Source organism: Parasphingorhabdus sp. (assembly GCF_965233695.1).
In the GTDB taxonomy this organism is placed as follows: Bacteria; Pseudomonadota; Alphaproteobacteria; order Sphingomonadales; family Sphingomonadaceae; genus Parasphingorhabdus.
Window position 1 is genome coordinate 994,436 of sequence record NZ_OZ247497.1, and the last position, 11,843, is coordinate 1,006,278.

Consider the following 11,843-nt stretch of genomic DNA (forward strand, 5'->3'; position numbering starts at 1 on the left):
GACGAACAGATTTCGCGCGTAAACCAGTGATATCACGCCGCCCTCATTTTAACGCCTATTTGTCCCATTACCCTCAACTCTTAACGCTGTTTTATGTCGTGCCGCTGAACAGAATCGACACTATCACTGAAGACACAGATCAAAAGAGCGAATATCGCCATGATAGAGGGAACGCGCAAAGGATAGTCGCCAATACTCGCCGCCAGACAAAACAGAATGACGGCAAAACTCATGACGGCGCGATATTTTGTAAAACCGGATTCTCGCCAATTTCTTGCCAAGCTGATCAGCCGGGTTGACACCCAGCCCAGAGCACACAAAAAGATGAGCACGGCCGGCAGTCCGCCTTCCATGGGATATTGAAGCCAATCATTATGGGCTTGATTCAAATAGTTGGGACGAAGCAATTCTAGCGGCTCATATATTTTGTAGACATGTTCAAACGAACCGAAGCCAATGCCCCAAAGGAAAAAATCCTCTGTCATTTTGAACAGTGTCGGCAAAAGTTGCAGACGCAGCTCTACCAATTCACCGCCTCCAAACAGCCGGTCATAGGCCAAAGAACGCGAGAGCAGCACCGACAAAATTGAAAGACCCAGCGTAGCCCCAATGCCGACGACCAAAATAACCTGACGTCGGGTAAACGGGCCGATTTTTGAGCGACCGGAAGACTTGCCGGAAGATATTGCCTCCGAGTTAAACCGGCCAAAATAAAGGAAAAACAAAGCAAAAACCAAACCCGGCACCATCAGCAAAAGACCGGCCCGTGATCCCGTGATGAAAATCAGAGGAACGAGGACAAAGATAGCCGCGATACTGCCGTAATATTTCAAGACCGAGAATTTAGCGGAAGGTTTCAAAGAGGCTGCATACCAACCGAACATCGCAATAGCCGATGCCAGCAAGACCACCTGATGGTTGCGATTGGCAAACAACCCGACCCCACTGCCAAAATTGGTTATCCGATATAGATAGAGCGGTCCGCGCGCAGGCCCAACCAATTGGAATACTGCCCATAGGGCACTTATTGAACAAAGGACAAGAAGCACGGGCAAGGCATATCTTCGATATTCTCGATCGAGATTGAGATACAGCATCATCGCAGCGGCCGGGACCACCATCGAGAACAGACTGTTGAGGGTTTTTGACGGAGACATTGTCAGCGGCCTCCAGGGCTGGTCGATCCCAGCAATCGTGGCGATGTCGGCAAAAATCTGCCTTCCTGGAAGCTCCGTCCAAAGCGATGGCGGAAGCGGTATCAATTGCAGGATCATCAATGCCATCAGCGCTCCGACAATATACAACGGAAAACGGCGGCCTTGCCACTGACCGGGAGCGACTACTGTCAGTGCATATGCGCAGAACAAGAATGCAACTGGTCTCAATAATATTAAGGATTGAACATCGTCCCGAGAACCACCGCCGGTGAAAAACACAATCACCATGAAGGCCACAAAAGCATAAAAACGGAAATCCGGTTCCGAAAGTCTTTTCTGGATGGTTTTCAGCGTTCGTTTAGAAAACTTCATAGCTCGACCACTTCTGATTCGTACGAAGATACATGCCTTGCTGACAGTCATTCACTCGAATCGAAAGACCGCGATTCGAACCCAAAGGGAGATTCGATGATGAATGTAAACTGGCCTGGGAAGAAAAATCACTGGAGAGCATATACAGCCGCTGGACCTTGCGTCTTGTGATGAAGAAATAACAGTTTGGTTAGCTCCTGCCTGTTTGCCTTACAAGCTTATTCGACAATCTTGACTGGTCTAAAATAACGAATTGACGGTGTCATCAGTGATTGGAATCAAAGCCGGTGAACCAAGTGTTGCTCCGGGAAATGCGCACCGAGAGTGCTGTGTCTCGCATGACATCAGTGTCTCGAAAAACTTCATATATCAGTGATCCCACGATTGCCGCGGACAAATAACAAGATAGCAATCCGACAATCGGAAAGGCTCTCTATTACCGGACCTTCATTCTGAGAATGCATTTTGACGGTTTGACTCGCATTCATCGAAAATTTCATCATATTGCTAACAATGAGTAAGGACATAAATCAACGGCGTGGGTTTTTAAAGACTGTCGTTTCCGTATCATCTACTACCGCATTGTTAAAAGAGCCGCGCCACCCCGTGGCCACTTCGGCCATGAGCGCACGAGAGCTTCTGGGGCAAAGTAAGCAGACAATTGCATCGGAAAACGTCTTTTCTTCCTTGGCCGCGCTCAAGTCGGCCAATCCACATCTGTTGTCTTACAATCTGGTCACTGGGACATCGATAGATGGTACGTTTATCTATGAAACAGCCGATGCACCTTACATCGCGGATGATATCGATGTCATTAAATTGGATCAGGTTGATTTGAAAATCGGCGCCGCTGTTCGCCAAAGGGCTGGCGCTATTGCGACTAGCTTTGGTCAGAACGCACAATCCGTATTTGACAGAATCATAAAGTTTGAGAACGTGTCTGATATGGTGAACGACCATAGCATGGTTTTCATCGAAGGCCTGATTGTCAATGCGGGGGGGCATCGCTACAAAGTTGCCCCGTCGGCAGCATCAGACTATCACCTGAAAACCGAAAGCGGTGCCAAGCTCTATGTTCTACCGGCAAACGGATCGATTCCGCTAGAAGCCTTAAACATCGATATGACTGGCGTCGCCGATGAGACGGCCAAATTGGCTATGGCAGGTCAAGCCGCGCGATTGAATCGTTGCGGGATTAGCTGCGGAAAGGGTATTGTAAAATTTTCTGGCGGTAGGACCATTGACTGGACGGGCATTGACTATATCGACAGCGCAGCTGAATTTATCCGCGCGAAAGATTCAACAGCATATTTTACAGTGGGTGGTAATCAGCACGCAACCAGACATTCCCGCATAACTATCTCAGCTTATGACATCAGTGATCAGTTTGCCATCGATCGCAAAAAGCCGGAATTGCTGAGGCTTCAAGGCATTAAGCATTTCGACCTTCAAGGCCGTATCAGTAAAGTGGTTTGTTTCTCTGACGGCAATGAGCTTGGCGCAGAAAGCGGCGGCTACGGAAAGATCAACGCGGATATATATACCTTGGAAATTATCAGCAAAAACGGTGGCTGGTTCAACCATGTTCATGTACATTCCCAGCGCCTGGTGAAGTTTCTCTCTTATCGGAGCGATGGACGTTACAAAACGAATGGCTGGACAGTCGAGGGCCTATTCGAACTGGCCAATGCCGAAATTGACCTCGACCACATTGCGGACGTCAAGATTAGAGGCCGATTTGAGAGCGCGCCCGCCGGATTTATTAAACTTCGCCAGAATAGTGCCAATATTCTTATCATCAACACCAACAGCAATGGCAAAATACAGCCTTGGTATAAAGATTGGCGCACGAATTGGATCGGTCGAGATGACGGTCTAAACAACCGCGCAATCCACGAAGCTCATATCGGTTTGGATCATCGTGTGATGGCACGATTTGACGCGAATTCCGTTGTCTCGGACGGCACCGACCAAAGTTGTGCTGGCAGGGGATGGCTGGGAGCGGCAATGAATTTCACAGGTGATGGCGTGACCTTTTCGAATGCCAACGACTATGTAATTGCGACCCCTTGGATCAAGGCGAAAAAGGGGGATATTTTTAGCTCGAATGCTGATGCTGATGGGCCATGGTGTCGGCCCTGTCTGGAGCTCATGAGAGTCGACAATGGATCGACACCAACTACCGATCCCAATGTGGTCCAGCACGCTTTTAACAAATTTCCGGCCCCCTCCAATATGTGGGCTTATTCCGGCTATACCAAGGCAGGGGCAGCGGCGGGAAGCTATTTTCTTATCAAAGCACAAAAGGGCTTTGATGCTTTCATGTATACCGGGGCGAATGGCGAATATTATGTCCGCATGGTCTTGCGCGTCTTTGCGGCAAACTCTGCGATAGTCCGTTCGGCAGCGCTATGGTGGACAGGCCGAGACGCAGGAACCCGTGAAGCTGATCTGGTGCAGGGTACCGATAGTCCCTCAATATTGTCAGCAACGCCCAGATCCCCTGCACCAATTGGCACACTGGCACACAATGGCGATAACATATCCGTTTCAATTAAGTTTGAGGAAACTGCTGTTAAGAATGCTATGGCGGCCTCCAGCATAGCCATTGCCTTCGCTCGTCATTGTCCAACAGCATCTGATGGTGATTTGATAATGATAGAAATGGACAATGGAGAGCGTCATCTGACAACATTGGCGGTTGGCAATGCCGTCGGTGGCAAAATTGATGATCCGTTGCCCTCGAACACCGCTCGGGGCAGGCGCATTTGGATAGGAAAATGGACTTAGATCGCAGGAGGTCAAATTAGAGCAGTTCCGCCAACCTCATCACCTTGAGCACGGTCATATCAGATATCGGTTTCTTTGGAGGACCGTAAGTATCAATGTCGGGCCATAGCCGTCACCGTAGCTATCCGGCTCTTTGAAGTGCCGAACTTTGGTTGCGGCAAGCTCTGTCATTTTCCATCATCGCGATTTACCTCATACTTATGACGGGCTTCTATGGAGCTCTGTAAAAACGAGTGAATGCCGCAAAACCAAAATAAACAAGCCGGATCTTTATCTTAAAGACAATGTCGAGTTTTCCGGGATAAATAAATGGCGGACACGGAGGGATTCGAACCCTCGAAGGACCGTGAGGCCCTTGCCTCCTTAGCAGGGAGGTGGTTTCAGCCGCTCACCCACGTGTCCGCATGACTGGCTTGGCCAAGGCCATGCGCTATAACGGGGCATTGCGGTAGCTGCAATGGATAAAGTGCCTGCCAAAGCACTCAACTCGCCTTGCCGGACAAAAACGACATCGAAACCGGCCCAACTGGCGCAATCTGATCATGTTCCATGCCAAAAGCGGCCCCTGACACTCAACAGGTCGCAAAATCGACTCAGGTCGTCGTCCGTTCATTGCAGAGTCATCGCGAAACGCCAAAGTCATCTGCGGCTGGTATGGGAAGGAGTTTACCCATGTCTAAGTCGTGCCCAAAGGAAATAGCTGTGAAAAACAATATCCGCGAGTCTCTCGGTCGGAAACTACTCGGCCTGTTCGCTGTCGCTGCGTTGGCCTGTTCGCCAACTTTGTCACCTGCCTTGGCGCAGGTTCAGACTATTGATCCCAATGATGCGATTGATGCTGACCTGGATACGCCCGACTATGACGGAAATTTTGAAACGCCCGTTCCAGAACAAAATACATCTGTGAGCAGCGACATAGACAGTGATCTGGACCAGCCTGCTGAAGTCGATAACGGCACGACCTATGATCCCGCAGCTGACCAGAATGGCGATGACCAAAACGGCGTTGATCAAAGCGGTATCGATCAAAACGGAAACCAGATCGCGAATGTGGACGATACGACCACCTACCAGGACGATGACCTCATCGGCGCAGCAGAAGGCGTTTTTGGCAAAGGAGCGAAAGGCCTGGCTGGAGTGATTGAGGATATTTTGAAAAAACAAGGCCGCCCTAATGCCTATATAGCCGGACGGGAAGCATCCGGCGCCTTCGTTGTCGGTCTGCGCTACGGGTCTGGAAAGCTGCATCATAAGATTGAGGGTGAACGTCCGGTTTACTGGACGGGGCCATCCATTGGCTTCGACGTCGGCGGTAACGCCGCAAACAGCTTCGTGCTGGTCTACAACCTCTATGATACCGAAGATCTTTATCAGCGCTTTCCTGCGGGGGAGGGCGCGGCCTATTTTGTTGGCGGCTTTCACGTCAGCTATTTGCGCAGCGGCGACAAGGTGTTGATCCCGGTGCGATTGGGTGCAGGCCTGCGACTGGGTGCGAATGTTGGCTATATGAAGTTCAGCAAAAAGCAGAAATGGCTGCCATTTTAAGCGGAGCCTAAGCAGTCGCGGCGCGCAATTTTTCCATTCGCGAGAGATAGCGCGCCAAAATATCAATTTCCAGATTGACTTGATCGCCCGCCTTAAGGTCGGCGAACGTCGTAACGCTGGCCGTATGCGGTATGATATTCAGCCCAAAAATCGTACTGCCATCCGGCTGATCATCAACGGTGTTGACGGTCAGCGATATGCCATCGACAGTGATAGACCCTTTGGGAGCCAGATAGGGCGCGATTTCCTTGGGCGCATGAATGCGAACGGGATGCGAATCACCCTCTGTTTCGATGGAAACGACATCCCCGACGGCATCTACATGGCCGGTCACGATATGGCCGCCCAATTCATCGCCCACTTTCAGGGCACGTTCGAGGTTAAGCTTTCGCCCTTCCGCCCACATGGATTTTGCGGTCTTGGATAAGCTCTCGGCAGAAACATCAACGGCAAACCAGTCGGCCCCCTTGTCAACCACTGTCAGACAGGCTCCGGAGCAGGCGATAGACGCCCCGATATCAACGCTGCTCATGTCATAATGGCAGGATATGACCAACCGCAGGTCACCCCGCACTTCGACCTTTGAGATCGTGCCGATATCCGAAACAATGCCTGTAAACATGAAAGACCTTTATAAAGCTTGAGTTGAGAACTTAGGCGGCACGCTCATATATCTCAAGCACATCCTGCCCAAGATCACGGCGATCCAGCCGGTTCCATTGGCCATGAGCGACGTCAAGACTGCCAAGGCCTATGTCTGCAACACCGGTTAAACCGCCACCAATTATGATCGGTGCGCGATAGAGGAGCAACCGGTCGACCAGATCCGCCTTAAGGAAGGACGCAGCTGTAGCTGCCCCGCCTTCCACCAGCAGCCAGTTTATCTTGTCCAGTCCGGCTATAGCCTCAGGTTCAGCAATTTCGATCCAACGGTCGCTAATGTCAGCCTTCCCCAAAACAACCGGCTGCGGTGAGCGATCTTCGAGCCCATGCAATCGCACATTCAGGCTTGGCTGATCGGCGGCAACCGTGCCTGCCCCAACCAGAATGGCGTCACTGCGCGCCCGTTCAAGATGAGCATGAGCGCGTGCCCGGTCGCCGGTAATCCATTGACTCGTCCCGTCTGCCATCGCGATACAACCGTCCAGCGACAGCGCGAGCTTTAATGTGACATGTGGGCGGCCTTTTTCCATTCGGGCAAAAAATCCCGCCATCGCGCGATGGGCTTGCTGCTCCAACAGGCCGACAGATACGGAAATTCCCGCATCACCGAGCCGGTCAATGCCGTGACGCCTGGTTCGCTCGTCAATATCCAGCGTGGCAACAACAACCCGAGCAGGGGCTGCTTCTATGACGAGATTCGCACAAGTGGGGCCGCGCTTGCTTTCATGCGCGCATGGCTCCATCGTCACATAGATATCGGCGCCTTTGGCGGCCCTGCCTGCCTGTGCCAGAGCCATGGCCTCCGCATGAGGGCGTCCGCCCGGCTGCGTCCAGCCGCGCCCGACAATGATATCGTCTTTGACAATGATGCAGCCGACATTGGGATTATCGCCCGTGCGACCGCGCCCGCGTTCGGATAGCGCGATGGCCAATCCCATATAGCGGGCATCTTGATTGGTCTTCAGCATGAGAGGCCGGCGGGCCGCTCCACTTCTTCCAAGCCGCGCGCCAGTCGATCGGCTTTTGCTTCACGTTCGATCGCCTCGACATCCATGCCGGACATTCGGCCCAGCGACTTCATCGCTTCGCGCCGTTTGGTTTCCCGTTTGTCTTTCAGGCATTGCACGGCCCAGCGATCTTCCAAAATCTCCTGGTCGGTGCGGTCCATCGACCAGTTTTCCACATAAACGACTTCTTGCGGAACATAGACGTCCGTATTGACCTTCGGGTCGATGATAAAGAGGAAGAAGATGAAGCCGGAACAGCCCAAAGCCAGCAGAGCCGGAACCGCCTGCTCTTTCGGATGACGGCGCAAAAGGGTGAACAGGTCCTTTAATCCGCCGCCAACGGAAACATCTTTTAGCATTTTCATTATTGCTAAATAGGGAGCAAAAACGCGGATGACCAGCCCCGTTGCGGCATATTCTGCATCAGCGGGGCTGGACTTCGCGATTTCAGGGTCAGCCGTTAATTTGGAACCGGACTTTCAGGGTCATCCAGCTTTCAAAAGGCGCACCATCTTTGGTTGCCGGTTCGAAGCGCCAGTTTTTCAGGGCATGCCGTTTGGTTGCAGCCCAAAAGCCATCATGCGGGCTATCAATCAGTTCAATCTGTTTTGCCCGACCATCTGTTCCGACCAGAACGCGGACAGTGATCATGCCTTCTTCGCCCATGCGCAACAGTCCGGAGGGATAGGGCGGCTGAAACTGCTTGCTGTAGCGTTTGTTGAGCTTGGCGTCGGCAATGACCGGCTCCGGAATCGTCTCGATTGGAGCAATTGGAGTCGTAATCCGGTCCCCTAAACCTCTCAAATCTATACCGTCTTCGATACTGTTGGAGGTTATCGCAGGCGGATCGTTGAAAACCGGCGGATTCACTATCGGCGTTACCGCCGTGACCGACTTTGGTGGTGGATTGGTCGCGACAATCGGATCGTCAATCTTGGTAACCGGTGGCGGTGGATCTTTATCAATTTCGATGGGATAGGCCGTAATCACGCCCTCAAAGGGTATCTCCGCAGTTATCGCAGGCAGGGCCATAGCGCCGGCAAAAAGCAAGGCGTGAACCCCCACGGCCAAGCCGATGCCTTTATAATTGGGTGGTTTATGCGCGTAAGTTGATGTGAAGCTCATAAGTCTGTCCTTTCATCCATCTCCTCGGATGACAGTGCAGTTGCCCCTTATGTGGCGCTTATAGATCCGCACCGTCATATGTGATGATATACTATAACATGTAATAAATCAAGGACATGGCTCGCCAGAACGGCATAGGCCCGGAAATAGGCGGCTATGAAGAGATGTTCTGCAACCGTGCAAGGGCGGATTCACGGCCGATTAATGGCAGCAACGCGCTCATGTCCGGTCCATGATCCAATCCGGTAAGCGCCTGACGCAGCGGCATGAACAGCGGCTTGCCCTTGCGGCCAGTGCTGTCTTTCAACACGCCGGTCCAGTCTTTCCAGATGGTGTCCGACCAGGACAAGCCCTCAAGGGTCGTACGGGCTTGATTCAGGAAATCCTGATCTTCCGCTGACAGATCAGGAGCAGCCACTGGCCCCGTTACCACCTGCCACCAGCGGCCTACTTCACCCATGTCGTGCAGATTGGGCCGGATAACGTCCCACGCCTCTGCAGACATCCCGCCGGGCAAGCGATCCTGCACATCGGCATATTCCAGCAGATGAACAATCTTCTGGTTGAGTTGCGCCAGCTCATCATCATCAAAGCGCGCCGGTGCGCGTCCAAAGCGTGTGAAATCAAAACCTTCCACTAACGTCATAACGTCGGCAATGGGCTCCACCGGATCGCTGGTTCCGATGCGCGCAAGCAGCGCAACGATGGATTGCGGTTCGATATTGCGTTCCCGGAAACCGCCAACGCCCAGCGACCCCAAACGCTTGGAAAGCTTGCCTTCGGTCCCGACCAGCAACGCTTCATGCGCAAATTCGGGTGTGTTCGCGCCAAAGGCGTGAAACATCTGGATCTGGACAGCGGTATTGGCGACATGATCCTCTCCGCGCACGACATGGGTGATGCCCATATCCATGTCATCGATGGTGGAGGGCAACATATAGAGCCAGCTGCCGTCCTCGCGCCGGATCACCGGATCAGAGAGCAGGGCCGGATCAAAATGCTGGTCTCCGCGGATCAGGTCGGTCCATTCTATCGGCGTGTCATGATCCAGTTTGAAGCGCCAATGCGCCTTGCGGCCCTCCGCTTCAAACACGGCTATCTGCGCTTCGGTCAGATCGAGTGCGCCCCGGTCATAGGTTGGCGGCTTTCCGCGCCCAAGCTGCACCTTGCGTTTCAGATCCAGTTCCTGCGCCGTTTCATAAGCGGGGTAAACCCGGCCCGCCGCGCGCAATTCCTCAAATCGCTCTTCATAACGATCAAAGCGCGCCGATTGCCGTTCTTCGCTATCGGGATGGATGCCGAGCCACGCCAGATCAGCGCGAATCGCGGTGACATATTCCTCCTTGGAACGCTCCTTGTCGGTATCATCCAGCCGCAACAGAAATTCGCCGCCCTGTTTCTTGGCGAACATCCAGTTATGGAGCGCGGTGCGGATATTGCCGACATGAAGATGGCCCGTTGGAGAGGGCGCGAAGCGGGTTTTTATGGTCATATAGTCCTAAATGCATTGGTGATGGGATAGCGCCGGTCACGGCCAAAATTTCTGGTGCCCAGTTTCACGCCGGGAGGCGCCTGACGCCTTTTATATTCGGCTATATAGAGCAATTTCTCGATCCGTATCACGGTTTCGCGATCAAAGCCGCGTGCGACCAGATCGGATACCGATAGCTCTTCTTCTATCAGGCCGTGAAGCAAGGGGTCGAGAATGTCATATTCAGGCAGGCTGTCGCTGTCTTTCTGGTCTTCCCGCAGCTCGGCCGTTGGCGGTTTGGTGATGACGGTTTCCGGCATCACCGGCCCATCCGGGCCCATGCCGAGCGACGGCTTGTTGCGATTGCGCCATTCCGACAGTTTGAAACAGGTCAGCTTATAGGCGTCTTTGAGCACGGAATAGCCGCCCGCCATATCGCCATAGATGGTCGCATAGCCAACGCTCATCTCGCTCTTGTTGCCGGTAGTCAGCAGCATATGACCAAATTTGTTGCTCATCGCCATCAGGGTCACACCGCGGATACGGGACTGGATATTCTCTTCGGTAATGTCGACCTCTTCATCGGCAAAACTGTCTTCGAGCATCGCGTCAAAACCTTCGACCGCCGGAACAATTGAAATGGTGTCGAGCCGCGTGCCGAGCATTGCTGCGCAGCCGGCCGCATCGTCCAAACTCTCTTGTGAGGTGAAGCGCGATGGCATCATCACACACCAGACCCGATCAGCCCCCAGAGCATCAACCGCCACGGCCGCAGACAGCGCACTATCGATACCGCCGGACAAGCCAAGGATGACGCCAGGAAAGCGGTTGGCATTCACATAGTCGCGTAAGCCAACTATCATCGCGTTATATATATCGGCGGGATGATCATCGAGCTTGTGGATCTCGCCTTGCTGGCAGGTCCAACCCTGATCCTCGTTCGACCAGTGGGTATCGACAATCGCTTCATCCCAGTCCGGAAGCTGATGCATCACGCTGGTGTCGCCATTCAAGACGAAACTCGCGCCATCAAACACCACTTCGTCCTGGCCGCCAATGCGGTTGAGGAACAGCAGCGGCAGGCCGGTTTCCCGTACCCGCTGAGTCGCCACTTGGCCCAGACGGCGATCATCTTTCTCGATTTCATAGGGACTGCCATGCACAGAAATCAGCATTTCGGCGCCCTGCGCCTTCAGATGCTCGCAGACAGTCGGGAACCAGACATCCTCGCAGATTGGCAAACCGATCTTGCAGCCACGAAAGTCGATAGGCGCGGGCAACGGGCCGGAAGTGAACAAACGCTTTTCGTCAAAAGTGCCGTAATTGGGCAGCTCTACCTTGTAGCGGACTTCTTTTATCTGACCGCTTTCGAGCAGCGCAATGCCATTATACAGGTTGCCGTTCTCACGGAAAATTGACCCGACCAACATGGCCGCCCCACTATCTTTCGTCGCGTCGGCCAACCGTTGCAATTCCGTTTCCGAACGCTCCACCACTGCCGGTTTGAGAACCAGGTCTTCGGGCGGATATCCGATGAGCTGCAGTTCCGGAAACACCACCAGGTCGCTATCCGGCTTCGACTGATAGACCGCGATCATCGCATCGGCATTGCCGCGCAAATCGCCGACCGATTGAGTCATCTGGGCAAGAGTTATGGTGAGCTGTGCTGTCATCTCGCCCTGATAGAAACCCGCGCAGCGCGGGGCAAATGAT

At 53.1% G+C, this 11,843-nt stretch carries 9 protein-coding genes and 1 tRNA gene; 2 read left to right on the forward strand and 8 right to left on the reverse strand.

What is annotated here, in order from left to right:
- Positions 1-80: 80 nt before the first annotated feature.
- Entirely contained in the window at positions 81-1,529 is a 1,449-nt protein-coding gene (locus ACO6S1_RS04600) for an O-antigen ligase family protein (RefSeq protein ID WP_422345154.1), read from the reverse strand.
- 621 nt (positions 1,530-2,150) lie between these two features.
- Between ACO6S1_RS04600 and ACO6S1_RS04605 the strand changes: the two genes are divergently transcribed.
- Positions 2,151-4,319 carry a hypothetical protein gene (locus tag ACO6S1_RS04605; RefSeq protein ID WP_422345155.1) on the forward strand — a complete coding sequence of 723 codons (2,169 nt, stop codon included), beginning with the start codon at positions 2,151-2,153 and terminating at the stop codon, positions 4,317-4,319.
- 310 nt (positions 4,320-4,629) lie between these two features.
- Here the strand turns inward: ACO6S1_RS04605 and ACO6S1_RS04610 are convergent.
- Positions 4,630-4,721: transfer RNA gene (locus ACO6S1_RS04610), tRNA-Ser, on the reverse strand.
- Positions 4,722-4,973: 252 nt separating this feature from the next.
- Here ACO6S1_RS04610 and ACO6S1_RS04615 point away from each other — a divergent pair.
- Entirely contained in the window at positions 4,974-5,864 is an 891-nt protein-coding gene (locus ACO6S1_RS04615) for a DUF1134 domain-containing protein (protein WP_422346135.1), read from the forward strand.
- A 7-nt stretch (positions 5,865-5,871) separates the two neighbouring features.
- Here ACO6S1_RS04615 and ACO6S1_RS04620 read toward each other — a convergent pair whose 3' ends face one another.
- The 6 genes from ACO6S1_RS04620 to ACO6S1_RS04645 all read right to left on the reverse strand — a co-directional run bounded on the left by ACO6S1_RS04620 (position 5,872) and on the right by ACO6S1_RS04645 (position 11,803).
- Positions 5,872-6,486 (reverse strand): riboflavin synthase, encoded by a 615-nt coding sequence (locus ACO6S1_RS04620; protein ID WP_422345156.1) that lies wholly within the window; start codon positions 6,484-6,486, stop codon positions 5,872-5,874.
- Positions 6,487-6,517: 31 nt separating this feature from the next.
- Complete coding sequence (ribD, locus tag ACO6S1_RS04625; protein WP_422345157.1) at positions 6,518-7,495, reverse strand: bifunctional diaminohydroxyphosphoribosylaminopyrimidine deaminase/5-amino-6-(5-phosphoribosylamino)uracil reductase RibD; 978 nt, start codon at positions 7,493-7,495, stop codon at positions 6,518-6,520.
- The gene (locus ACO6S1_RS04630; protein ID WP_422345158.1) at positions 7,489-7,899 is read right to left on the reverse strand and encodes a hypothetical protein; all 411 of its coding nucleotides are present in this window, start codon (positions 7,897-7,899) and stop codon (positions 7,489-7,491) included. Before ACO6S1_RS04630 ends, ribD begins: the two co-directional genes overlap by 7 nt.
- An 88-nt stretch (positions 7,900-7,987) precedes the next feature.
- Complete coding sequence (locus ACO6S1_RS04635; RefSeq protein ID WP_422345159.1) at positions 7,988-8,659, reverse strand: TonB family protein; 672 nt, start codon at positions 8,657-8,659, stop codon at positions 7,988-7,990.
- A 154-nt stretch (positions 8,660-8,813) separates the two neighbouring features.
- Positions 8,814-10,151, reverse strand: a complete 1,338-nt coding sequence (gltX, locus tag ACO6S1_RS04640) for a glutamate--tRNA ligase (RefSeq protein WP_422345160.1) — start codon at positions 10,149-10,151, stop codon at positions 8,814-8,816.
- Positions 10,148-11,803, reverse strand: a complete 1,656-nt coding sequence (locus ACO6S1_RS04645; RefSeq protein ID WP_422345161.1) for an NAD+ synthase — start codon at positions 11,801-11,803, stop codon at positions 10,148-10,150. Before ACO6S1_RS04645 ends, gltX begins: the two co-directional genes overlap by 4 nt.
- Between the last annotated feature and the right edge of the window lie 40 nt (positions 11,804-11,843).